The sequence below is a fragment of the Enterobacter sp. C6 genome (assembly GCF_008122455.1).
In the GTDB taxonomy this organism is placed as follows: domain Bacteria; phylum Pseudomonadota; class Gammaproteobacteria; order Enterobacterales; family Enterobacteriaceae; genus Enterobacter; species Enterobacter pseudoroggenkampii.
On record NZ_QPFW01000243.1, the window covers coordinates 50,194 to 73,623 of the forward strand.

Sequence of the window (23,430 nt, forward strand, 5' to 3'; positions counted from 1 at the left end):
CCAGGCGGCTTGTCCTGAGACAAGCCGCCGGACGATTACCAGGATTGGGTTGCTTTGAAGGAATCGAGGATAGCTTTCAGCTTGCCTTCGATTTCGTCGTTATAGCCACCGGTCTGGTTGATCTCTTGCATCAGCGGAGCGTGATCACGGTCGACGTAAGCCAGCAGAGCGGCTTCGAAGCTACCGATTTTCGCCAGTTCCACATCTTCGAGGTAACCGCGTTCAGCCGCGAACAGAACCAGGCCCTGCTGAGCAACAGACATTGGTGCATACTGTTTCTGCTTCAGCAGCTCGGTCACTTTCTGACCGTGGCTCAGCTGTTTACGGGTTGCTTCGTCCAGATCGGATGCGAACTGAGAGAACGCAGCCAGTTCACGATACTGTGCCAGTGCGGTACGGATACCACCGGACAGTTTCTTGATGATCTTGGTCTGAGCAGCACCACCAACACGGGATACGGAGATACCCGGGTTAACTGCCGGACGAATACCGGAGTTAAACAGGTTGGTTTCCAGGAAGATCTGACCATCGGTAATGGAGATTACGTTGGTCGGAACGAACGCAGAAACGTCACCCGCCTGGGTTTCAATGATCGGCAGAGCGGTCAGAGAGCCCGTTTTACCCTTCACTTCACCTTTGGTGAAGTTCTCGACGTATTCCGCGTTAACGCGGGAAGCACGCTCCAGCAGACGAGAGTGGAGGTAGAATACGTCGCCAGGGAACGCTTCACGTCCAGGTGGACGACGGAGCAGCAGGGAAACCTGACGATAAGCAACAGCCTGTTTAGACAGGTCATCGTATACGATCAGTGCATCTTCACCGCGGTCACGGAAGTATTCGCCCATTGCGCAACCGGCGTATGGCGCCAGGTATTGCAGTGCAGCGGATTCAGACGCAGTTGCTACCACAACGATGGTGTTAGACAGTGCGCCGTGTTCTTCCAGTTTACGAACCACGTTAGAAATGGTGGACGCTTTCTGGCCGATGGCCACGTACACGCATTTGATGCCGGAGTCACGCTGGTTGATGATGGCGTCGATAGCCATCGCGGTTTTACCGGTCTGACGGTCACCGATGATCAGTTCACGCTGACCACGACCGATTGGAATCATGGCATCAACGGACTTATAACCTGTCTGAACAGGCTGATCTACGGACTGACGGTCGATAACGCCTGGTGCGATAACTTCGATTGGGGAGAAGCCATCGTGCTCAACCGGACCTTTACCGTCGATTGGCGCACCCAGGGTGTTAACAACGCGACCCAGCAGGCCACGGCCAACCGGTACTTCCAGAATACGGCCAGTACACTTAACCTTCATGCCTTCGGCGAGGTCAGCGTATGGACCCATCACAACTGCACCAACGGAGTCGCGCTCCAGGTTCAGTGCGATAGCGTAACGGTTACCCGGCAGGGAAATCATTTCACCCTGCATACAATCGGCCAGGCCGTGGATGCGGATAACACCGTCACTTACAGAAACAATAGTACCTTCGTTGTGAGCTTCACTCACAACACTGAACTGAGCAATGCGCTGCTTGATCAGTTCGCTGATTTCGGTGGAATTCAGTTGCATGCTCCAGTCCCCTTAAGACTGCAAGACGTCTGCAAGGCGTTCAAGACGGCCGCGTACGCTGCCATCAATGACCATATCACCCGAGCGGATGATTACGCCTGCCATTACAGACTTATCGATTTTGCAATTCAGCTTAACTTTGCGTGACAGACGTTTTTCCATCGCGGCGGTGATTTTCGCAAGCTGTTCGTTACTCAGTTCAGTCGCAGAAGTTACTTCAACTTCAGCGGTTGCTTCACTAAGGGCACGTAAGTGCTCAAACTGCTCGAGAACATCCGGGAGCACACGGAGACGACCATTTTCTGCCATCACCTTAATCAGGTTCTGGCCGTTGGCATCCAGTTGCTCTCCGCACACGGCGATAAACGACGCGGCGAGAGTTTCAGGTGCTAACGCACCGGAAAGCAACTCAGCCATTTGTTCGTTTTTCGTCACCTCAGCGGCAAACGCCAGCATATCCTGCCAGCGATCGACATTGTGGTGTTCGACAGCAAAGTCAAAAGCTGCTTTGGCGTAGGGGCGAGCTACCGTAACAAATTCAGACATCAGCCCCTCCCTCCTTACAGTTCAGCGACAAGTTTGTCCACGATGTCGCTGTTAGCAGCTTCATCCACGGAACGTTCGATGATCTTCTCGGCGCCAGCAACAGCCAGAATCGCAACCTGCTTACGCAGTTCTTCACGAGCACGTTTACGCTCAGCATCAATTTCTGCCTGAGCCTGTGTCACGATCTTAGTACGTTCCTGTTCTGCTTCAGCTTTGGCTTCGTCCAGGATCTGCGAACGGCGTTTGTTAGCCTGTTCGATGATTACCTGAGCTTCCGCTTTCGCTTTTTTCAGCTGGTCTGTCGCGTTGGCCTGTGCAAGGTCCAAATCTTTCTTAGCGCGTTCTGCAGAAGCCAGACCGTCAGCAATTTCTTTCTGACGTTTTTCGATGGCAGCCATTAAAGGCGGCCATACATACTTCATGCAGAACCAGACAAAGAGAATAAACGCGATGGCCTGGCCGAGGATTGTTGCGTTCATGTTCACAGCACAATACCTCTTTAATTTCTGTGGCTTAGGGTTTTAAAACTACTACTACGCGACAGCAAACATCACGTACAGACCCAGACCTACAGCGATCATTGGGATAGCATCCACCAGACCCATAACGATAAAGAACTGAGTACGCAGCAGAGGAATCAGATCAGGTTGACGCGCTGCGCCTTCCAGGAATTTGCCCCCGAGGATGCCGATACCGATCGCAGCACCGATAGCCGCCAGACCCATCATCACAGCGGCAGCCATGTACAGCAGATCCATATTCAGGTTTTCCATGACAGTCTCCAGTTTGTTTCAATTAAAACGTAGTAGTGTTGGTAAAAAATCAGTGCTCTTCAGACGCCATCGACAGATAGACGATCGTCAGAACCATGAAGATAAAGGCTTGCAGCGTAATGATCAGGATGTGGAAAATGGCCCACGGCACATTCAGAACCCACTGTGACCACCACGGCAGAAGACCCGCGATCAGAATGAAAATCAGCTCACCCGCATACATGTTGCCGAACAGTCGCAGACCCAGTGAAACAGGTTTGGACAGCAGGCTAACGCCTTCCAGGATCAGGTTGACCGGAATAAACGCCCAGTGGTTGAACGGCTGCAAGGTAAGCTCTTTCACAAAGCCGCTTACGCCTTTCATTTTGATGCTGTAGAAAAGAATCAGGATAAACACGCCCAGCGCCATCGACAGGGTGATGTTCACGTCCGCAGACGGTACAACACGCAGTGCAGGCAGGCCGAAGATGTGCTCGCCGATAAACGGCAGCAGATCGATTGGCAGCAGGTCCATCAGGTTCATCAGGAAGACCCAAACGAACACGGTCAGCGCCAGCGGAGCAATCAGCTTGCTCTTACCATGGTACATGTCTTTGACGCTGCCATGGACGAAGCCGATGATCATTTCGATGAAGGTCTGGAATTTCCCTGGTACACCGCTGGTCGCTCGTTTAGCAACACCGCGGAACATGGCCAGGAACAGAAGACCCAAAACCACCGAGAAGAACATGGAGTCGATGTTGATCGTCCAGAAGGTGGCCGGGGGGTTATGTGGATCCACCAGCGAGAATGTACGCAGGTCCAGCTGAAGGTTATTCAGATGGTGACCTATGTAATCCTGCGGCGTCATATTTTCTGAAGCCATGATGCCTTTTACCCTTTGTTATTGATTACAGCTGGAGCCAGAACTTGTACCACCAGCACCAAAACCCACGTTGCTATCAGCGGCATGAAGACCACTTTCAAAACCGCCAGCGCCATCACCAGTAGAGCAAAGGTCAGCAACACCTTACACACTTCGCCGAGGGCGAAGGACCAGGCCACGCGGCCTTTGGCGGGTGTATGCGCCTGATGACGCCAGGCAAAAATCATAAACAACACGTTTGGCAGCACAACCGCCAAACCCCCGCACACGGCGGAGATGCCCCAGAAGGGGTCTTTGAGGCTAAACAGCAGTCCACTTGCTATCACAGCCAGAAACTGAACGAACAGAAGCTTACGAGCAACGTTTCTACTCAAGAGCGACACAGACATCACGTTTTTACTCCTGCTCCCTTCGAGGTATGCCGCGTGTCGTATAAAACGTCCTTTAAGGCTCAGAGTCAAGCATCAAAAAGCGGTCAAATTATACGGTGCGCACCCGTGATTTCAAACATTAAGTAGCGAAAAGGTGAATAAATGTTTAAATATTTTTCCCCACCGCTATTTTTTAACTTTCGCTGAAAGCGTCAACCTTCGACCAAAACTGCAAACAGCGCGAAAACGTTGTCGATAAAGCGTGCACGAGATCACAAAACACACATTTGCGATAAGGTTGTATTTATCAAAGGCGCAAATCGCGAAAATTTATCTTTATGAAATTAAACACAAAATGTCGCAACTATTTTCAAAACAGCCCAGTACACAATAAAAACCTTTTATTGACATTCTTAATAAATAATTAACATTACGTTCTGGTTACTGCCTTCCACTTTTAGCAGACTTATATTTTCATAGATGACTATCTTCTAGGTGAATAATAGGCGCTACGTTAACCGGAAGAAAAACCTTAGTGAAGTAGAGGTTAAAAGCCCCCCGATAAAACCCCGGTAGTTGTGCTGTTTTTTAACATGATAAGAACAGCACGAATTCCACATTTTTTATTAATTTTTTAAAAATTGTTTGGCTTAATTATCACCAGATGACGTTCACCTTCGAGCTGAGGAATCTCTAATTTCTCAATAGACTCGACAGCAAAACCGTCTGGAAGCTGTTCAATCTCATCGCCTGGCAACTGCCCTTTCAGCGCATAAAAGCGGCCGTTCTCCGCAGGCAAGTGCTTACACCAGCTCACCATGTCATTGAGCGAAGCAAACGCGCGGCTGATAACCCCGTCAAACGGCGGCTCTGCCGGGAATTCCTCTACCCTGCTCTGCACGGGCGTAATGTTCTCAAGCTTCAGCTCATGCTGTACCTGACGTAAAAAGCGCACGCGCTTGCCGAGGCTGTCCAGCAGCGTGAAATGGCTCTCAGGGCGAACAATCGACAGCGGAACGCCCGGTAAACCTGGACCCGTACCCACGTCGATAAAGCGCTCACCTTTCAGCCAGGGGGCAACCACGATGCTATCGAGTATATGGCGGACGAGCATCTCGTTGGGGTCGCGAACAGACGTCAGGTTGTACGCTTTGTTCCATTTGTTCAGCATATCGACATAGGCCACCAGCTGATTTTTCTGGTGATCGGTGAGCGAAATACCTGCCTGATCCAGCAGACGAGAGAGTTTGTTGAGCACGGTGAATACCTGTTTAGAGATTTTTCGCCCGGTGGCGCTACCGCTTACCGGGCCTACGAATAAGTAGGGCGGGTAAGCGAAGCGCCACCCGCCAAAAGCAATGTCAATTACGCGCTGCGGCGCAACATACCTTGCTTTTTCAGCCAGACCAGCAGGATCGAGATCGCCGCAGGGGTAACCCCCGAGATGCGGGACGCCTGACCGATCGACACCGGTTTGTGATCGTTCAGCTTGGCGATCACTTCGTTAGAAAGACCCGTCACCTGGCGGTAGTCCAGCATTTCCGGCAGCAGCGTGTTTTCGTTGCGTTGCTGTTTTTCGATCTCATCCTGCTGACGCGCGATGTAACCTTCGTACTTCACCTGGATCTCAACCTGCTCTGCCGCTTCAGCGTCTTCCAGGCCCGGCGCGAACGCGGTCAGTTTGACCAGGTTCTCGTAGGTGACTTCAGGACGGCGCAGCAGATCTTCCCCGCTGGCCTCGCGCGACAGCGGCGCTGTTAAGTGAGCGTTTACTTCGGCAGCAGTTTCCGCCTGCGGATTCACCCAGGTGGTTTTCAGGCGCTGACGTTCCTGTTCAATGCGTTCCAGCTTCTCGTTGAAGCGCGCCCAGCGTTCGTCATCGACCAGACCGAGTTCACGGCCCATTTCGGTCAGACGCAGGTCGGCGTTATCTTCACGCAGCATCAGGCGATATTCCGCGCGAGAGGTAAACATACGGTACGGTTCTTTGGTACCCAGCGTGCAGAGATCGTCAACCAGCACGCCCAGATACGCCTGAGAACGGCCTGGTGCCCAGCCTTCTTTCTCAGCAGAGAAGCGCGCGGCGTTCAAACCGGCAAGCAGACCCTGTGCAGCCGCTTCTTCGTAGCCGGTGGTGCCGTTAATCTGACCCGCGAAGAACAGACCGTGGATGAATTTGCTTTCCAGGGTTGGCTTCAGGTCACGCGGATCGAAGAAATCGTACTCAATAGCGTAGCCGGGGCGAACGATTTTCGCATTCTCCATCCCCTGCATTGAGCGAACAATTTGCATCTGCACATCAAACGGCAGGCTGGTGGAGATGCCGTTCGGGTAAATTTCGTTCGAGGTCAGCCCTTCCGGCTCCAGGAAGATCTGGTGCTGGTTACGATCGGCAAAGCGCATCACTTTGTCTTCGATCGACGGACAGTAGCGTGGACCGATCCCTTCGATCACGCCAGCATACATGGGGCTACGATCGAGGTTATTGCGGATCACGTCATGGGTTTTCTCGTTGGTATGCGTGATGTAGCACGGTACCTGCTGCGGATGCTGTGCCGCATTGCCCATGAACGAGAAGACCGGCATTGGGTTATCACCGTGCTGTTGCGCCAGCACGCTGAAATCAATGGTGCGCGCATCAATACGCGGCGGCGTGCCTGTTTTCAGGCGGCTAACGCGCAGCGGCAGTTCGCGCAGACGACGAGACAGTGGAATAGACGGCGGATCGCCAGCACGGCCACCACTGTAGTTATCCAGACCGATATGAATTTTACCGTCCAGGAATGTGCCCACGGTCAGCACCACGGCTTTCGCGCGGAATTTGAGGCCCATCTGGGTCACGGCACCCACGACGCGATCGTTCTCAACGATAAGATCTTCAACCGCCTGCTGGAAGATCATCAGGTTCGGCTGGTTCTCCAGGGCGGTACGCACCGCCTGACGGTAAAGTACGCGGTCTGCCTGAGCACGGGTCGCACGGACAGCGGGGCCTTTACTCGCGTTTAGTATCCTAAACTGGATGCCAGCCTGATCGATCGCTTTCGCCATCAGGCCGCCAAGTGCATCCACTTCTTTTACCAGGTGTCCTTTCCCAATGCCGCCAATCGCCGGATTACAGGACATTTGTCCCAGCGTGTCGATATTGTGTGTCAAAAGCAGGGTCTGCTGACCCATTCGCGCTGCGGCCATTGCGGCCTCAGTGCCTGCGTGACCCCCGCCAATGATGATGACGTCAAAAGGATCCTGATAAAACATGGTGGTCTGCCTCGCGTAAAGCGGTATGAAAATGGATTGAAGCCCGGGCCGTGGATTCTACTCAACTTTAGTCTTTCGAGAAAGCATTGGGATCCTGGGCTATTAAAAAGAAGATCTTTTTATTTAGAGATCTGTTCTATTGTGATCTCTTATTAGGATCGCGAACCTGTGTGGATAAGTCCGATCTCATAAAGAAGATCATGCAGTTAGAAAGGATCGTTTGCTGTGAATGATCGGTGATCCTGGACCGTATAAGCTGGGATCAGATCGCGACTTTATGCACAGGCCAAAAACAACGCTACGGTTGTTCTTTGGATAACTACGGGTTAATACGAGCTTTTAACCAGAGTTATCCACATCTGATCGCGCGATCTTTAATCGTTTTTGAGTAAATTTTTCCATTCCGCGAGCCAGATCTCGGCTGGATCCTCCGGAATGTCATGATCGAGGATGTTGATCTTGAGCGTTTCACCCAGCTGTTTTGCTCCGCAGGAGGTGACAGCGGCTTCGACTTTCTCTATTGCCCCGCAAAAGGTGTCATATTCGCGACTGCCGATCCCCACTGCGCCAAAACGGACGTTTGACAGGTCGGGCTGCTGTTCCAGCAGTTCGTCATATAAAGGTTGCAGGTTATCCGGCAGATCGCCCGCGCCGTGCGTGGAGGTGATCAGCAGCCAGACCCCGTCAATCGGGAGATCTTCCAGCAACGGGCCGTGCAGGGTTTCCGTGGAAAAGCCCGCATCTTCCAGCTTTTCAGCCAGATGTTCCGCTACGTATTCCGCACCACCAAGGGTGCTGCCGCTGATAAGGGTAATGTCCGCCATTGATCGCTCGCCTGGATAAAGAGACGGCCATTGTACGCTGTGAACGAGCTGGGATCTACCTGTGGAAAATGTGGGAATGAATTTGCCCGATCACGGGCGGATGGTACGCATGATCGGGTTTTGCAGGGAGATCAGGGTCTCGGTGGACTGAATTTCATCGATTGTTTGGATCTTGTTGATAAGTACCTGCTGAAGGGCGTCGATGGATCGGCACATGACTTTAATAAAGATGCTGTAGTGCCCGGTGGTGTAATACGCCTCGGTGACTTCATCCAGTGCGTTTAGTCTCGCCAGGGCGGAAGGATAGTCTTTGGCGCTTTTAAGAATGATGCCAATGAAGCAGCAGACGTCGTAACCCAGATGTTTAGGACTGACGTCAATGCGTGCGCCGGTAATGATCCCCGCCTGCTTCATTTTCTCTACGCGAACGTGAATGGTTCCCGGGCTGACGCCAAACTGTTTCGCCAGTTCGGCGTAGGCGGTACGGGCATTGGCCATTAACGCCTCCAGAATGCCGCGGTCGAGATTGTCGATCTGATAATTTTCCATAGCTTTTTCTTATGAAGATTAATGAATCACTCTATTCTAGCGTTTAATTTTATCGAATCAAAAGTGAAGGTGGCTTTTTGTTGATGAGTTATTGAATGTGATGCCATTTCTGTTGCTTAATCAATATCAACAGGACGCAGGAGTATAAATAATGAAAACCGCTTACATCGCAAAACAACGCCAGATCAGTTTCGTTAAATCCCATTTTTCCCGCCAGCTGGAAGATAAACTTGGGCTAATTGAAGTCCAGGCGCCGATTCTGAGCCGCGTGGGTGACGGGACCCAGGATAACTTGTCTGGATGCGAAAAAGCGGTACAGGTGAAAGTGAAAACACTGCCAGACGCCCAGTTTGAAGTGGTTCATTCACTGGCGAAGTGGAAGCGTCAAACCCTGGGGCAACACGACTTCAGCGCGGGCGAAGGGCTCTACACGCACATGAAAGCCCTTCGCCCCGATGAAGACCGCCTCACCCCAATTCACTCTGTCTATGTTGACCAGTGGGACTGGGAGCGCGTAATGGGTGACGGCGAGCGCCACGTCGGCACGCTGAAATCCACCGTTGAGGCGATCTACGCCGGGATCAAAGCGACCGAAGCGGCCGTGAGCAAAGAGTTTGGTCTGGCACCGTTCCTGCCGGATACGATCCACTTTGTGCACAGCCAGGAATTGCTGGCCCGCTTCCCGGATCTGGATGCCAAAGGCCGTGAACGTGCGATTGCTAAAGAGCTGGGCGCGGTATTTCTGATTGGGATCGGCGGCAAACTGTCTGATGGCAAACGCCACGACGTTCGCGCGCCGGATTATGATGACTGGAGCACTGCGGGTGAGGGCGAGTTTGCCGGGCTGAACGGCGATATTCTGGTCTGGAACCCGGTACTGGAAGACGCATTCGAGCTTTCTTCTATGGGGATCCGCGTGGATGCTGACGCGCTGAAGCGCCAGCTGGCGGTCACCGGAGATGAAGATCGTCTCAAACTCGAGTGGCACCAGGCGCTGCTGCGCGGTGAAATGCCGCAGACGATTGGCGGTGGTATCGGCCAGTCCCGTCTGACCATGCTGCTGCTGCAATTACCCCATATCGGTCAGGTTCAGTGTGGCGTCTGGCCGCAGCAGGTACGTGAAAGCGTCGGCTCTCTTCTGTAATTAACGCTGCCAGCGTCTGAGCAGGCGGCTACGCAGCCCGGTATCAAAGCGCCAGATATGATCGAAGATGCGCATGATGCCGGGTTTTCCATGGGCGGACATCGCCACCGCATGAAAACGGTGCTGATGCACCCGCTGTAACTCCTTCACCTTATTCACCACGTCATCCGGTAGCCGCTGGGCAATAAAATCGGAAATCACCACCGCGTCGGCGTCGTACCAGTCGCCGCCCTGCATACGCTCCACAATGCTGCGAAAGCAGCTGGCCAGATCCGTGCCGCCGCGAAAACGCTGGCTCAGGAAGCGGATTGCCTGCTCGATCCCCTGCTGGTTCGTCAGCTCATAGCCCACGACTTCGCTGGAGAACAGCATGATGAAGCAGCGACGGCGATCGGCGAGCGCCACGCGCATCAGCGCCAGACAAAAAGCTTTTGCACACTGCTCGTTAAACCCGCCCATCGATCCGGACGTATCCACGCAAACGATGAAGGGCCCGCGCGGCTGTTCATCAAAATCCTGATGAACGACCGGCCGCTGGCTGATTTTCTCGCGCCAGGCTTCGCCGTGCAGCCGGTAGGTGAGAAGCTGTTTTTCCACCAGCCGACGGTAAAACTCATACTCCAGCTCGGTCATCCCCAGCGTGCTCAGCTCCGTGGGCAGCAGACGCAAAATATCATCGCTCTGCTGGAGCCCGTCGACCTGCTCCGGTACGGTGGCCGGTTCACGCACCAGGGTGCGGAAGGTTTCCATCGGGGCGTCTTTCTTTGGAACCGACTTTGCCTCTCTTGAGCGTCCCAGCTGTTCTGCAAGCTTCATCAGCTCGGGCTGCTGCGTCAGAAAATCACCGTACTTGACGATCAGCTGATAGTCCCCGCGCCTGAGCTGGCCTGCGCTCATATCCCAGAGACGCCCAGCGGCGTTTTCATTCTCCACCAGCACCTGTTCTAACTGGCCGCTCAGGGTCATTCGTTCCTGAACTTCACTGAGCAGCTGTTCGCGCTCTTCATCCAGCAGCTGCTGGTTTAGCGTCGTGGCCTGCACCACCAGGCTGAGGCGCCAGCGCTGTAAGAAGAGGGTGTGCAGTGCCGGGGTAAAAGTGGCGTTATCCGTGACCAGCCCCCGGGCCTGGCTGGCAAACGGGGAGTGGACCTTGTCGAGCAACGTCAGGGTTTGCGGAAGCTGGACGATAAACTGCGGCGTGGAGAGCCGCTGGCACTGCTGATAGCAGGCCACCTCTTCCGTTAACTCAGGCGGAACTTCGGTCTCCCTGAACCGCTGACGCAAATTTTCGCGCCAGCGCGGAAGATCGTCCGTCATCGCCTTTTTGAGCTTCGGAAATTTTTCAAAGAAGGCTGCCAGCTGCGGTGACGCCAGAAGTGTTATGACCACCTCTTCGATCAACCCCTCCTCGCTGACGGCCAGCATGACGTTGAGCGTGTCCAGGGTTAGCATTGACGCGCCTGTTTGATCTGTGCGCTGACGTCCTGCAGGCTGGCTTCGATGCGACCTAACCAGTCGCTATGAATAAAGAGGCATTTTTGCTGTTCGCTAAAGCGGGTGTGCTGCTGGTGCCATTCCGTATCCAGAGCTTCCAGCTGCTGCTTAATCTCTTCCGGTACGCTGTCCGAGGCGGTGCCCGGCAGCGCCAGACGCGATCCCTGCAGGCTGACGTCGCGGATCACCAGATGCTGGCTGCTGTCCACTTCCATATTCAGCGGCTGCGCGAAGCCGATGCCGTTGAGTTTGCCGCGGATCTCTCCACCCTTATCCAGCCACTGCGCCAGCGCCTCGCGCTCAATCGTAATGTGTACCACCTGCATATCATGCAGTTTGAGCGGCTGCTGGAGCAGCAGCGTTAGCGTTGCGCCGGTCAGATCCGCGGGAAGCTCGTAGTGCGGTTTGCGGGCGAACATGCCCCCCAGGCGATTCACTTTCAGCGCGGTTTTATCACTTTGCTGCTGCTGGAGCTGGATGCGCCGCTGGGCAATCGCCCCCAGCTGGTTGAGCATCGCCTGCTGCCCCCAGGCGTGTCCGGTCATCAAAACGTCAAGCTGCTGCTGCATCAGATTCATGCCTTCCGCGTCGTGCCAGAGGCAATCTTTCAGCAGGATCAGATCGATGGGGGCAACGGCATCGCGGCCGCTAAACAGGGCGCTGGCCTGCAGGAGGCGGATCGCTTTTTTCCAGCGACGATCGGAGACATAGGGTGCCGAAGGGAGGAGATCAAGCTGCTGACGCAGCAGATAGATCAGCTCGAATACGGCATCAGGCAGTTTGACTTTGCTGATATCCTGCTGCCACTGGTAATACTCCTCATCCGTCACCTGCAGCGAAGCGGATACCGGGTTTTCACTCTCATCCTGCTGGCTCACCAGCATGGAGCGGAAGTTTGATTTGTCCTGCACTTTGTCCAGCCACAGGCGGATGAGCATACGGTCATACAGCGCTTCCAGACTGCTGTCGGCCTCGGGCAGTTCGTTAGAGGCGGCCACCAGCAGGCGCATCGGGATTTTCTCTTCACTGGCGCCGTTGCGGAACCGACGTTCGTTTATCGCCGTGAGCAGGGTGTTAAGAATGGCCGGTCCCGCTTTCCAGATCTCATCGAGAAAGACAATCTCAGCCTCAGGCAGATACCCCGCCGTCAAACGCTCATAGCGCCCTTCATCTTTCAGCGCCTGAATAGAGAGGGGGCCAAACACTTCTTCCGGGGTGGAAAACCGGGTCATGAGATATTCGAAGGCGCGGGCATTCTGAAAAGCAAATTTTAGCCTGCGGGCAATCAGGCTTTTGGCAATGCCCGGCGGTCCCAGCAAAAACACGCTTTCACCGCTCAGCGCCGCCAGTAAACAGAGGCGAATGGCGTGGCTACGCTCGAAAAGGCCTTTCTCCAGCGCGCTGCTGAGGCGGGAAATTCTTTCTGCTAATAAATGTGAGTGAGCCATAATAGTTTTGCATCCTTTCGCCGTCGTGGCGGCCAATTGAAGCGAGTATAGACGTTTCAGTCAGGGCTGGTAATAGACTGAAGTGCGGCGCAATTTTCTTTGCGCTACATTAATGCGGTTGCATTTAGGGGTACGATTTTGCAATGAATCGTGCATACTGTGCGCTTTTTGTGGGCCAAGGGACCAGGAACACATTTGTTATTTAAACGAAAAGACTAGTCTATGAGCACTGATAATAAGCAATCATTACCCGCAATAACGCTTGCGGCGATCGGGGTTGTCTACGGTGATATCGGCACCAGCCCGCTTTATACGCTTCGTGAATGTCTGTCCGGCCAGTTTGGCTTTGGTGTTGAACGCGATGCCGTGTTTGGCTTCCTGTCCCTCATTTTCTGGCTGCTGATCCTGGTGGTTTCCGTTAAGTATCTCTCCTTCGTTATGCGTGCTGATAACGCAGGTGAAGGCGGGATCCTGACCCTGATGTCTCTTGCCGGGCGCAATACCTCGGCCAGAATGACCTCAGTGCTGGTCATTATCGGCCTGATTGGGGGCAGTTTCTTCTACGGAGAGGTGGTTATCACGCCCGCTATTTCGGTGCTGTCGGCCATAGAGGGGCTGGAGATTATCGCTCCACAACTTGATTCATGGGTGGTTCCGCTGGCCATTATTGTCCTGACGCTGCTGTTCATGATCCAGAAGCACGGTACCGGGCTGGTGGGCAAACTGTTTGCACCGATTATGCTGGCCTGGTTCCTGATCCTGGCGGCGCTTGGTTTGCGCAGCATTATCGCGAACCCGGAAGTGCTGCAGGCGCTGAACCCCTACTGGGCCGTGCATTTCTTCCTCGAATACAAAGTGGTTTCCTTTGTGGCGCTGGGTGCCGTGGTGCTCTCCATCACCGGTGTGGAAGCGCTGTATGCTGATATGGGCCACTTCGGGAAACTGCCTATCCGCGTGGCATGGTTTATTGTGGTGCTCCCGTCGCTGGTGCTGAACTACTTTGGTCAGGGGGCGCTGCTGCTTAAAAACCCGGAAGCGATCAAGAACCCGTTCTTCCTGCTGGCGCCTGACTGGGCGCTGGTACCGATGCTGATCCTGGCGACGCTGGCGACCGTCATTGCCTCTCAGGCGGTGATTTCCGGCGTGTTTTCTCTGACGCGCCAGGCCGTGCGTCTGGGTTATCTGTCACCGATGCGCATCATCCATACCTCAGAGATGGAGTCGGGTCAGATCTACATCCCGTTCATTAACTGGCTGCTCTATTTCGCTGTGGTCATTGTTATCGTCAGCTTCGAGCACTCCAGTAACCTGGCGGCGGCGTACGGTATTGCGGTAACCGGTACGATGGTGCTGACATCGCTTCTCTCCACCACGGTGGCCTACCGAAACTGGCACTGGAATAAATTCCTCGTGGCGATGATTCTGGTGGGCTTCCTGTGTATCGACGTGCCGCTGTTCTCTGCGAACCTCGACAAGATTGTCTCCGGTGGCTGGCTGCCGCTGACGCTGGGTCTGGTGATGTTCATTGTCATGACCACCTGGAAAAGCGAGCGTTTCCGCCTGCTGCGCCGCATGCACGAGCACGGGAATTCTCTGGAGGCGATGATCGCTTCTCTGGAGAAATCTCCGCCGGTACGCGTTCCGGGTACAGCGGTATACATGTCTCGCGCGCTGAATGTCATTCCGTTCGCGCTGATGCATAACCTCAAGCACAACAAAGTGCTGCACGAGCGCGTGATCCTGCTGACGCTGCGCACCGAAGATGCGCCGTATGTTCACAATGTGCGTCGTGTGCAAATAGAGCAACTGTCGCCGACCTTCTGGCGCGTGGTGGCAAGCTACGGCTGGCGTGAAACGCCAAACGTGGAAGAGGTGTTCCACCGCTGCGGCCTGGAAGGGCTGAGCTGCCGGATGATGGAGACGTCGTTCTTTATGTCGCACGAGTCGCTGATTATCGGCAAGCGCCCGTGGTATCTGCGCCTGCGCGGCAAGCTATACCTCATCCTGCAGCGTAATGCCCTGCGTGCGCCTGACCAGTTTGAGATCCCGCCTAACCGCGTGATTGAGCTGGGAACGCAGGTCGAGATTTAAGTCTTTGTGCGGCCTGATGCCCTCACCCCGGCCTCTCCCACAGGGAGAGGGCGCAAACATAAAAAACGGTAACCAGGGGGTTACCGTTTTGCATTTACCTCCACGCCATTTCACTTAGCGAAACGTTTCGACGTCGATCACAAATCTGTTACGTCATGATGGTTTTCTGAACATTTCTGGGGCTACACTACTTTTAGCGAAACGTTTCGCTAGTGGAGCAAGAAAATGAAGAAAGGCACTGTACTCAACTCAGAAATCTCATCGGTTATTTCCCGTCTTGGGCATACCGATACGCTGGTGGTTTGCGATGCAGGCTTACCGGTTCCGCGCAGCACAACCCGTATCGATATGGCGTTAACGCAGGGCGTACCTTCGTTTATGCAGGTACTGGACGTGGTGACCGCGGAGATGCAGGTTGAGGCGGTCATTCTCGCGGCGGAAATCAAACAACATAATCCGCAACTCCACGAAACGTTGCTCAGCCACCTTGAGCAGCTGCAACAACACCAGGGAAATACCATAGAAATTCGTTACACAACGCACGAACAATTCAAACAACAAACCGCAGACAGTCAGGCGGTGATTCGCAGCGGGGAGTGTTCCCCGTATGCGAATATCATTCTCTGTGCTGGCGTCACCTTCTGAGGCCATCATGGACGCATTACTGCAACTTAAAGGGATCGATAAGTCGTTCCCGGGCGTAAAAGCTCTCTCCGGCGCGGCGCTGAACGTCTACCCCGGGCGCGTCATGGCGCTGGTGGGCGAAAACGGCGCCGGTAAATCCACCATGATGAAGGTGCTGACCGGTATCTATCAACGCGATGCCGGTTCGCTCCTTTGGTTGGGTAAAGAGACCACCTTCAATGGCCCGAAATCCTCTCAGGAAGCGGGCATCGGTATTATTCACCAGGAGCTGAACCTCATCCCGCAGCTCACCATTGCGGAAAATATCTTCCTCGGCCGCGAGTTCGTGAACCGCTTCGGTAAGATCGACTGGAAAACCATGTATGCCGAAGCGGACAAGCTGCTGGCGAAGCTGAACCTGCGCTTTAAGAGCGACCGCCTGGTGGGCGATCTCTCCATTGGCGATCAGCAGATGGTGGAAATCGCGAAGGTGCTGAGCTTTGAGTCGAAGGTCATCATTATGGATGAACCGACCGACGCCCTGACCGATACCGAAACCGAATCCCTGTTCCGCGTTATCCGCGAGCTGAAATCGCAGGGGCGCGGGATTGTCTATATCTCTCACCGTATGAAAGAGATCTTCGAAATCTGCGATGACGTCACCGTTTTCCGCGACGGGCAGTTTATTGCCGAGCGCGAAGTGGCGACGCTGACCGAAGATACGCTCATCGAAATGATGGTGGGACGTAAGCTCGAAGATCAGTATCCGCATCTGGATAAAGCGCCGGGTGAGATCCGCCTGAAGGTAGACAACCTCTGCGGCCCGGGTGTGAACGACGTGACCTTTACCCTGCGCCAGGGCGAGATCCTGGGCGTGGCGGGCCTGATGGGGGCGGGACGTACCGAGCTGATGAAAGTGTTGTACGGCGCACTGCCGCGCACCAGCGGTTATGTCACCCTTGACGGTCATGAAGTGGTCACCCGCTCTCCGCAGGATGGTCTGGCGAACGGCATCGTCTATATCTCCGAAGACCGCAAACGCGACGGCCTGGTGCTGGGGATGTCGGTAAAAGAGAACATGTCCCTGACCGCGCTGCGCTATTTCAGCCACAGCGGCGGCAGCCTGAAGCATAAAGATGAACAGCAGGCGGTGAGCGATTTTATCCGCCTCTTTAACGTCAAAACCCCGTCGATGGAGCAGGCGATTGGCCTGTTGTCCGGCGGGAATCAGCAGAAAGTGGCGATTGCGCGCGGGCTGATGACGCGTCCGAAAGTGTTGATCCTCGACGAGCCAACCCGCGGCGTAGACGTGGGGGCGAAGAAAGAGATCTATCAGCTGATTAACCAGTTTAAGGCCGACGGTCTGAGCATCATTCTGGTCTCTTCCGAGATGCCAGAAGTATTAGGCATGAGCGATCGCATTATCGTCATGCATGAAGGGCATCTCGGCGGTGAATTCACTCGCGAGCAGGCCACCCAGGAAGTTCTGATGGCTGCCGCTGTGGGCAAGCTTAATCGCGTGAATCAGGAGTAAGAAGATGACTACCCAGGCTGTTTCTGGTCGCCGCTATTTCACAAAGGCATGGCTGATGGAACAAAAATCGCTGATTGCCCTGCTGGTGCTGATCGCGATTGTGTCGACCATGAGCCCGAATTTCTTCACCGTTAATAACCTGTTCAATATTCTGCAGCAGACCTCGGTGAACGCCATTATGGCGGTCGGCATGACGCTGGTGATTCTGACCTCAGGTATCGATCTGTCCGTCGGTTCCCTGCTGGCGCTCACCGGCGCGATCGCCGCTTCGATTGTCGGCATTGAAGTCAACGCGCTGGTGGCCGTGGCCGCTGCCCTGGCGGCAGGTGCGGCGATAGGCGCCGTCACCGGCGTGATTGTGGCAAAAGGCCGCGTTCAGGCGTTCATCGCCACGCTGGTGATGATGCTGCTGCTGCGCGGGGTGACCATGGTTTATACCAACGGCAGCCCGGTCAATACCGGCTTTACCGATAACGCCGATCTGTTTGGCTGGTTCGGTATCGGTCGCCCGCTGGGTGTCCCGACCCCGGTATGGATCATGGCTATCGTCTTCCTGGCGGCGTGGTACATGCTGCATCACACTCGTCTGGGCCGTTATATCTATGCGCTGGGCGGTAACGAAGCGGCAACGCGCCTGTCCGGTATCAGCGTTAATAAAGTCAAAATTATCGTTTACTCCCTGTGCGGTCTGCTGGCGTCACTGGCAGGCATTATCGAAGTGGCGCGCCTCTCCTCCGCGCAGCCAACGGCGGGTACGGGGTATGAGCTGGATGCCATTGCGGCAGTGGTTCTGGGCGGTACGAGTCTTGCGGGCGGTAAAGGTCGCATTGTTGGGACATTGATCGGCGCACTGATCCTCGGTTTCCTGAATAATGGTTTGAATTTGTTAGGTGTTTCCTCCTATTACCAGATGATCGTTAAGGCAGTGGTGATTTTGCTGGCGGTACTGGTAGACAACAAAAAACAGTAACTGACGACACTACAGGACATCTTAGATATGAACATGAAAAAACTGGCTACCCTGGTTTCTGCTGTCGCGCTGAGCGCAACCGTAAGTGCTAACGCCATGGCGAAAGACACCATCGCGCTGGTTGTCTCTACCCTGAACAACCCGTTCTTCGTCTCTCTGAAGGATGGCGCGCAGAAAGAAGCGGACAAACTGGGCTACAACCTGGTGGTTCTGGATTCACAGAACAACCCGGCGAAAGAGCTGGCTAACGTTCAGGACTTAACCGTTCGCGGCACCAAAATTCTGCTGATCAACCCAACCGATTCTGATGCCGTAGGCAACGCCGTGAAGATGGCAAACCAGGCGAAGATCCCGGTAATCACCCTGGACCGTCAGGCAACCAAAGGCGAAGTGGTGAGCCATATTGCGTCTGATAACGTGCTGGGCGGCAAAATCGCCGGTGATTACATCGCGAAGAAAGCCGGCGAAGGCGCGAAAGTCATCGAACTGCAGGGGATTGCCGGTACGTCTGCCGCCCGCGAGCGTGGCGAAGGCTTCCAGCAGGCGGTTGCAGCGCATAAATTCAACGTACTGGCGAGCCAGCCGGCAGACTTCGACCGTACTAAGGGTCTGAACGTTATGCAGAACCTGCTGACCGCGCACCCTGACGTGCAGGCGGTATTCGCGCAGAACGACGAAATGGCGCTGGGCGCGCTGCGTGCCCTGCAGACCGCTGGTAAATCTGATGTGATGGTTGTCGGATTTGACGGCACGCCGGATGGTGAAAAAGCAGTAAACGATGGCAAACTGGCTGCGACCATCGCTCAACTGCCTGAGCAGATTGGCGCCACTGGCGTTGAAACTGCCGACAAAGTGCTGAAGGGCGAAAAAGTTCAGGCCAAATACCCGGTTGACCTGAAGCTGGTCATCAAGCAGTAAAGGCGAATCAGGCCGTCACGACGGCCTGAGGGACACCAATAAAGAAAAGTGTGGCATACGCCACCGGGTAACACCGGTGGCGCTCTCTGATGGACAATCCAACCATGAAAACCGCAGGTAACCTCGTCGTCCTTGGCAGTATCAATGCCGATCACATTCTTAACCTTGAATCGTTCCCGACACCGGGCGAAACCGTCACGGGTAACCAGTATCAGGTGGCATTTGGCGGTAAAGGTGCAAACCAGGCCGTTGCTGCCGGTCGCAGCGGGGCAAATATTGCGTTTATCGCCTGCACGGGTGATGACGATACCGGTGAGCGCGTACGCAAGCAGCTGGCGAGCGACAATATCGATATCGCACCGGTCAGCGTTGTTGCAGGGGAATCTACCGGCGTGGCGCTGATTTTCGTCAACGCAGAAGGTGAGAATGTCATCGGTATTCATGCTGGCGCTAACGCGGCGCTGACGACGGAACGCGTAGAAGCGCAACGTGCACTCATCGGCGGAGCGGAAGCCCTGCTGATGCAGCTGGAGTCGCCGGTTGAAAGCGTGCTGGCCGCCGCCAAAATTGCGCATGAAAATCATACCACTGTCGTACTTAATCCGGCCCCTGCCCGTGTATTATCTGACGAGCTGCTGGCGCTGGTGGACATCATCACGCCGAACGAAACCGAAGCCGAAAAGCTGACGGGCATTCGCGTTGAAAACGATGATGATGCCGCGCGAGCCGCGCGTGCGCTGCACGACAAAGGCATCGGAACAGTGATCATCACCCTGGGTAGCCGTGGGGTGTGGGCAAGCGTCAATGGCGAAGGCCGTCGCGTGCCGGGCTTTAAGGTGAAGGCGATTGATACCATTGCAGCGGGAGACACCTTCAATGGTGCACTGGTGACCGCGCTGCTGGAAGGTATGAGAATGGATGATGCTATCCGCTTCGCACACGCTGCCGCCGCGATTGCGGTGACGCGCAAGGGCGCCCAGCCTTCCGTTCCGTGGCGTAAAGAGATCGATGAATTCTTAAGTCAGCAGGGGTAACGCTTGGCCACAATGAAAGATGTCGCCCGCATGGCGGGCGTTTCTACCTCGACGGTCTCTCACGTTATAAACAACGATCGCTTCGTCAGCGAGGCGATTCGGGAGAAAGTCGAAGCGGCGGTAAAAGATCTCAACTATGCGCCGTCTGCGCTGGCGCGCAGCCTTAAGCTCAACCAGACGCGCACCATCGGTATGCTGATCACCGCGAGTACCAACCCCTTTTATTCAGAACTGGTTCGCGGCGTGGAGCGCAGCTGCTTCGAGCGTGGCTACAGCCTGGTGCTGTGCAATACCGAAGGTGACGAGCAGCGCATGAATCGTAACCTGGAAACGCTGATGCAAAAACGCGTCGACGGGCTACTGCTGCTTTGTACCGAAACGCACCAGCCGTCGAAAGAGATCATCCAGCGCTATCCTTCGATTCCCACAGTGATGATGGACTGGGCGCCGTTCGACGGTACCAGCGACCTTATTCAGGATAACTCCCTGCTGGGGGGCGATATGGCCACTCAGTATCTGATCGATAAAGGCTATACCCGCATCGCCTGTATTACCGGCCCGCTGGACAAAACCCCGGCGCGTTTGCGTCTGGAAGGGTATCTCGCCGCAATGGCGCGGGCAGGACTTTCAGTGCCGGAAGGTTACCGAATTACTGGTGATTTTGAGTTTCACGGTGGTTTTGAAGCGATGCAAACACTGCTGGCGCAGCCGCAGCGTCCGCAGGCTGTTTTTATCGGCAACGATGCCATGGCGTTTGGCGCCTATCAGGCGTTATATCAGGCCGGTTTGCGTGTTCCCCACGATATGGCGGTAATCGGCTACGATGATATCGAGCTGGCCAGCTATATGACGCCGCCGCTCACCACCATTCATCAGCCAAAAGATGAGCTGGGCGAGCTGGCCATCGATGTGTTGATCCACCGAATGGCTCAGCCCACGCTGCAGCAGCAACGCCTGCAGCTTACTCCTGTTCTGATGGAACGGGGTTCGGTTTAGCTTTCGCCTTATGGCGTTCTTTAATCAGGTTACGGCCATCTTTCGGTTTTAACAGCATAAAGACCAGCGCTGAAACGACGGTGAGTGCGCCCATGGTGATAAAGGTATAGTGGAACTGCTCGACGGTGTTTGCGCTGTCGAAACCTTCATAAAACCGCAGTACCGCCGCGCTCACGGCCACACCCAGACTGATGGACAACTGCTGTGTTACCGCCAGCACGCTGTTGCCGCTGCTGGCGTTTTCGTCGGTCAAATCCGCAAGGGTGATGGTGTTCATTGACGTGAACTGCGTCGACATCGCCATGCCCAGTACAAATAGCGGCAGGATCAGCATCCAGACGGGTAACGCGGCGGACTGCAGCGAGAACTGCGCAATCATCAGGCCGATAAAGACCGTCACGCCAACCAGCGTCTTACGATAGCCAAACCAGCGTAGCACCTGCGTCACGGTCGATTTTGCCAGAATCGAGCCCATTGCGGTGGGCGCCATCATGCAGCCGGCAATCAGGGCCGGGTAGCCGAAACCCACCTGCAGCATCAGTGGCATCAGGAACGGTACGCAGCCCGTCCCCAGACGCGAGGCAATGTTTCCCGCGATCCCGACGGAAAAGGTTCGGGTGTTGAAGAGCCCAAGAGAGATTAACGGCGTCGGATGACGGCGCGCGTGACGTATATAAAGAAGGAACAGCAGCACGCCGGCGAGGATAACGGAGAGCGCCATCCACGTCGCGACGATTTTCTCGCCAACCAGCTCCATCCCGCTGGAGAAGAGTACCAGGCTCAGGCCAAACAGGAAAAAGCCACCCATGTCGAAGCTGCGTCTTGGCGTGGTGAAGTTCGGCATATATTTGCGGGCATACAGCAGCCCCGCAACGCCAATCGGAATATTAATCAGGAAGATCCAGTGCCAGCTTGCCCAGGTGACAAACACGCCACCGAGTACCGGGCCAAGTATCGGGCCGACCAGTCCCGGCATGGTGACGAAGTTGAGCACGGGAAGCAGTTCGCTTCGAGGGTAGGCTCGTAATAAAGCAAGGCGCGCCACGGGCATCATCATCGCGCCGCCAATGCCCTGTAATACGCGGAAGATAACCAGTTCCGTTAAGGACGAGGAGAGCGCACAGGCCAGCGAACCGAGCGTAAAGAGCGTTACGGCCAGCATGAAAACTCTACGGGTACCGAAGCGGTCGGCCAGCCAGCCGCTAACCGGAATTAACATTGCAACCGTCAGGGTGTAGCTGATGATGGCGGACTGCATCGCCAGCGGGGAGCGGTTAAGGCTTTGCGCAATAGCGGGAAGCGCGGTGTTGAGGATGGTGGCATCCAGTGCCTGCATAAAAAACGCCATGGCTGCAATCCACGGCAATCCGGCCATGCTGCGCGCTTTTTTCTTTGTCATTTATTTACCTGCTGGTGGGTTGGCGCAGCCAGTAATGCCTGGCACGCACTCAGGGCTCGCTGCCCGTCGCTTTCCTGAATGGCATCCACTATCGCCTGATGCAATTCCAGTTTTACCACGTCGTTTTGTGTAATAGAGGTAAAGTAGGTGTGATACACCGAATGAAATAATGAGGCAAACGAGGTGAGGAACGGATTGGCGCTCATCATATAGATATGTTCATGCCAGGCCATATCGACCTCAACCCAGCGTTCGCGGTTGAAGTGTTTTTTCAGGAACACCATCTCTTCCATCAACGCGTTAAGCTGCGCTTTCTGCTCTGCTGTGCCAAGCATGGCGGCAAGCAGACATGCCTGAGGTTCAAGGCTGCTGCGCATCACCAGAAAGTGATCGACGACCTGATGAAAGTTGTCTTCCGTCATCCACCAGGAGAGCAGCTCCTGATCGAGAAAATTCCAGTTACTCTGTGGCATCACGCGTGTGCCAATACGAGGACGTGGAAGCACCATACCTTTTGCCGTCAGGGTTTTCACCGCTTCGCGCACTGCGGTACGGCTCACCCCAAACTGCTCACCCAGCTCCATTTCACCCGGCAGGATGCTGCCCGGGGCATATTTACCCGCTAAAATCCGCTGAGCCAGCTTTTCTGCCAGCACATACGACAGGTTTTTTTGGGCGGCCAGCTGTTGTGCGCTTAATGGCATCGCTTTTATTCCTTAAAGATTCATGCTGATAATTATGCCACCTCGAATGTGATTGTGGTTGCAGATACATCAAATAGAACAATTTGTAGCTTGATTTCACCTCTGTTGGTGAAAAAAAACGCGGATGGAAATTTTTTTTAAATTTCCTCTTGTCACCTCGGAATAACTCCCTATAATGCGCCTCCACTGACACGGAACAACGGCACACACGCCGCCGGGTCAGCAGAGAATAGCGAAAATAAACGCTTGACTCTGAAGCGGGAAAGCGTAATATGCACACCCCGCGCCGCAGCGAAAACGAAGCGGCACTGCTC

The 23,430-nt window shown here is 54.7% G+C and carries 22 protein-coding genes; 8 read left to right on the plus strand and 14 right to left on the minus strand.

The features are described 5' to 3' along the window. Window positions 1–35 precede the first annotated feature (35 nt). The 10 genes from atpA to asnC form a co-directional block, all read right to left on the minus strand. The gene (atpA, locus tag DOU50_RS18725) at window positions 36–1,577 is read right to left on the minus strand and encodes a F0F1 ATP synthase subunit alpha (protein WP_006808751.1); all 1,542 of its coding nucleotides are present in this window, start codon (window positions 1,575–1,577) and stop codon (window positions 36–38) included. A 12-nt stretch (window positions 1,578–1,589) separates the two neighbouring features. Further along, entirely contained in the window at window positions 1,590–2,123 is a 534-nt protein-coding gene (gene atpH / locus DOU50_RS18730; RefSeq protein WP_024907887.1) for a F0F1 ATP synthase subunit delta, read from the minus strand. Window positions 2,124–2,137: 14 nt separating this feature from the next. Continuing rightward, entirely contained in the window at window positions 2,138–2,608 is a 471-nt protein-coding gene (atpF, locus tag DOU50_RS18735) for a F0F1 ATP synthase subunit B (protein WP_014072436.1), read from the minus strand. A gap of 48 nt (window positions 2,609–2,656) precedes the next feature. Beyond that, window positions 2,657–2,896 (minus strand): F0F1 ATP synthase subunit C, encoded by a 240-nt coding sequence (gene atpE / locus DOU50_RS18740; protein WP_000429386.1) that lies wholly within the window; start codon window positions 2,894–2,896, stop codon window positions 2,657–2,659. Between the two features lie 49 nt (window positions 2,897–2,945). Continuing rightward, the gene (gene atpB, locus DOU50_RS18745) at window positions 2,946–3,761 is read right to left on the minus strand and encodes a F0F1 ATP synthase subunit A (RefSeq protein WP_008500193.1); all 816 of its coding nucleotides are present in this window, start codon (window positions 3,759–3,761) and stop codon (window positions 2,946–2,948) included. Between the two features lie 8 nt (window positions 3,762–3,769). Continuing rightward, window positions 3,770–4,150 (minus strand): F0F1 ATP synthase subunit I, encoded by a 381-nt coding sequence (gene atpI, locus DOU50_RS18750; RefSeq protein WP_023333920.1) that lies wholly within the window; start codon window positions 4,148–4,150, stop codon window positions 3,770–3,772. Window positions 4,151–4,766: 616 nt separating this feature from the next. After that, window positions 4,767–5,390: a 16S rRNA (guanine(527)-N(7))-methyltransferase RsmG gene (rsmG, locus tag DOU50_RS18755; RefSeq protein ID WP_148769899.1), complete on the minus strand. Its 624-nt coding sequence runs from the start codon at window positions 5,388–5,390 to the stop codon at window positions 4,767–4,769. 107 nt (window positions 5,391–5,497) lie between these two features. Further along, window positions 5,498–7,387: a tRNA uridine-5-carboxymethylaminomethyl(34) synthesis enzyme MnmG gene (gene mnmG / locus DOU50_RS18760; protein ID WP_023333918.1), complete on the minus strand. Its 1,890-nt coding sequence runs from the start codon at window positions 7,385–7,387 to the stop codon at window positions 5,498–5,500. A gap of 374 nt (window positions 7,388–7,761) precedes the next feature. Then, window positions 7,762–8,211, minus strand: coding sequence for an FMN-binding protein MioC (mioC, locus tag DOU50_RS18765; RefSeq protein ID WP_024907890.1), 450 nt, complete (start codon window positions 8,209–8,211; stop codon window positions 7,762–7,764). A gap of 90 nt (window positions 8,212–8,301) precedes the next feature. Beyond that, window positions 8,302–8,760, minus strand: a complete 459-nt coding sequence (gene asnC / locus DOU50_RS18770; RefSeq protein ID WP_024907891.1) for a transcriptional regulator AsnC — start codon at window positions 8,758–8,760, stop codon at window positions 8,302–8,304. A 151-nt stretch (window positions 8,761–8,911) separates the two neighbouring features. Between asnC and asnA the strand changes: the two genes are divergently transcribed. Beyond that, window positions 8,912–9,904 carry an aspartate--ammonia ligase gene (gene asnA, locus DOU50_RS18775; protein WP_061716268.1) on the plus strand — a complete coding sequence of 331 codons (993 nt, stop codon included), beginning with the start codon at window positions 8,912–8,914 and terminating at the stop codon, window positions 9,902–9,904. Here asnA and viaA read toward each other — a convergent pair whose 3' ends face one another. Beyond that, window positions 9,905–11,356: an ATPase RavA stimulator ViaA gene (gene viaA, locus DOU50_RS18780; protein ID WP_032648593.1), complete on the minus strand. Its 1,452-nt coding sequence runs from the start codon at window positions 11,354–11,356 to the stop codon at window positions 9,905–9,907. Beyond that, entirely contained in the window at window positions 11,350–12,846 is a 1,497-nt protein-coding gene (ravA, locus tag DOU50_RS18785) for an ATPase RavA (protein WP_148769900.1), read from the minus strand. Before ravA ends, viaA begins: the two co-directional genes overlap by 7 nt. 222 nt (window positions 12,847–13,068) lie before the next feature. Here ravA and kup point away from each other — a divergent pair, with 222 nt between their 5' ends. From kup to rbsR, 7 genes are all read left to right on the plus strand, one after another. Further along, window positions 13,069–14,937 carry a low affinity potassium transporter Kup gene (gene kup, locus DOU50_RS18790; RefSeq protein ID WP_024907895.1) on the plus strand — a complete coding sequence of 623 codons (1,869 nt, stop codon included), beginning with the start codon at window positions 13,069–13,071 and terminating at the stop codon, window positions 14,935–14,937. 225 nt (window positions 14,938–15,162) lie between these two features. Next, entirely contained in the window at window positions 15,163–15,582 is a 420-nt protein-coding gene (gene rbsD / locus DOU50_RS18795) for a D-ribose pyranase (protein WP_024907896.1), read from the plus strand. A gap of 7 nt (window positions 15,583–15,589) precedes the next feature. Further along, on the plus strand, window positions 15,590–17,095 hold the full coding sequence (gene rbsA / locus DOU50_RS18800; RefSeq protein WP_024907897.1) for a ribose ABC transporter ATP-binding protein RbsA: 1,506 nt from the start codon (window positions 15,590–15,592) through the stop codon (window positions 17,093–17,095). Between the two features lie 4 nt (window positions 17,096–17,099). Then, window positions 17,100–18,065, plus strand: coding sequence for a ribose ABC transporter permease (rbsC, locus tag DOU50_RS18805; protein WP_006808742.1), 966 nt, complete (start codon window positions 17,100–17,102; stop codon window positions 18,063–18,065). A 27-nt stretch (window positions 18,066–18,092) separates the two neighbouring features. Further along, the gene (gene rbsB, locus DOU50_RS18810) at window positions 18,093–18,983 is read left to right on the plus strand and encodes a ribose ABC transporter substrate-binding protein RbsB (RefSeq protein ID WP_010426610.1); all 891 of its coding nucleotides are present in this window, start codon (window positions 18,093–18,095) and stop codon (window positions 18,981–18,983) included. A 104-nt stretch (window positions 18,984–19,087) separates the two neighbouring features. Then, window positions 19,088–20,017, plus strand: a complete 930-nt coding sequence (gene rbsK, locus DOU50_RS18815; protein ID WP_024907898.1) for a ribokinase — start codon at window positions 19,088–19,090, stop codon at window positions 20,015–20,017. A 3-nt stretch (window positions 20,018–20,020) separates the two neighbouring features. After that, the gene (gene rbsR / locus DOU50_RS18820) at window positions 20,021–21,013 is read left to right on the plus strand and encodes a ribose operon transcriptional repressor RbsR (RefSeq protein WP_075201549.1); all 993 of its coding nucleotides are present in this window, start codon (window positions 20,021–20,023) and stop codon (window positions 21,011–21,013) included. Here rbsR and mdtD read toward each other — a convergent pair. Both mdtD and DOU50_RS18830 read right to left on the minus strand, forming a co-directional pair. Beyond that, window positions 20,979–22,412, minus strand: coding sequence for a multidrug transporter subunit MdtD (gene mdtD, locus DOU50_RS18825; RefSeq protein ID WP_032648599.1), 1,434 nt, complete (start codon window positions 22,410–22,412; stop codon window positions 20,979–20,981). The two genes, rbsR and mdtD, sit on opposite strands and share 35 nt — an antisense overlap. Beyond that, window positions 22,409–23,116, minus strand: a complete 708-nt coding sequence (locus DOU50_RS18830; RefSeq protein WP_090420261.1) for a FadR/GntR family transcriptional regulator — start codon at window positions 23,114–23,116, stop codon at window positions 22,409–22,411. The genes mdtD and DOU50_RS18830 overlap by 4 nt, the downstream gene beginning before the upstream one ends. Window positions 23,117–23,430: the final 314 nt, after the last annotated feature.

Coding starts and splice junctions, on each gene's coding strand:
- atpA (WP_006808751.1), bottom strand. CDS start 1,577: ATGCAACTGAATTCCACCGAAATCAGCGAACTGATCAAGCAGCGCATT.
- atpH (WP_024907887.1), bottom strand. CDS start 2,123: ATGTCTGAATTTGTTACGGTAGCTCGCCCCTACGCCAAAGCAGCTTTT.
- atpE (WP_000429386.1), bottom strand. CDS start 2,896: ATGGAAAACCTGAATATGGATCTGCTGTACATGGCTGCCGCTGTGATG.
- atpB (WP_008500193.1), bottom strand. CDS start 3,761: ATGGCTTCAGAAAATATGACGCCGCAGGATTACATAGGTCACCATCTG.
- atpI (WP_023333920.1), bottom strand. CDS start 4,150: ATGTCTGTGTCGCTCTTGAGTAGAAACGTTGCTCGTAAGCTTCTGTTC.
- mnmG (WP_023333918.1), bottom strand. CDS start 7,387: ATGTTTTATCAGGATCCTTTTGACGTCATCATCATTGGCGGGGGTCAC.
- mioC (WP_024907890.1), bottom strand. CDS start 8,211: ATGGCGGACATTACCCTTATCAGCGGCAGCACCCTTGGTGGTGCGGAA.
- asnC (WP_024907891.1), bottom strand. CDS start 8,760: ATGGAAAATTATCAGATCGACAATCTCGACCGCGGCATTCTGGAGGCG.
- asnA (WP_061716268.1), top strand. CDS start 8,912: ATGAAAACCGCTTACATCGCAAAACAACGCCAGATCAGTTTCGTTAAA.
- viaA (WP_032648593.1), bottom strand. CDS start 11,356: ATGCTAACCCTGGACACGCTCAACGTCATGCTGGCCGTCAGCGAGGAG.
- ravA (WP_148769900.1), bottom strand. CDS start 12,846: ATGGCTCACTCACATTTATTAGCAGAAAGAATTTCCCGCCTCAGCAGC.
- kup (WP_024907895.1), top strand. CDS start 13,069: ATGAGCACTGATAATAAGCAATCATTACCCGCAATAACGCTTGCGGCG.
- rbsD (WP_024907896.1), top strand. CDS start 15,163: ATGAAGAAAGGCACTGTACTCAACTCAGAAATCTCATCGGTTATTTCC.
- rbsA (WP_024907897.1), top strand. CDS start 15,590: ATGGACGCATTACTGCAACTTAAAGGGATCGATAAGTCGTTCCCGGGC.
- rbsC (WP_006808742.1), top strand. CDS start 17,100: ATGACTACCCAGGCTGTTTCTGGTCGCCGCTATTTCACAAAGGCATGG.
- rbsB (WP_010426610.1), top strand. CDS start 18,093: ATGAACATGAAAAAACTGGCTACCCTGGTTTCTGCTGTCGCGCTGAGC.
- rbsK (WP_024907898.1), top strand. CDS start 19,088: ATGAAAACCGCAGGTAACCTCGTCGTCCTTGGCAGTATCAATGCCGAT.
- mdtD (WP_032648599.1), bottom strand. CDS start 22,412: ATGACAAAGAAAAAAGCGCGCAGCATGGCCGGATTGCCGTGGATTGCA.
- DOU50_RS18830 (WP_090420261.1), bottom strand. CDS start 23,116: ATGCCATTAAGCGCACAACAGCTGGCCGCCCAAAAAAACCTGTCGTAT.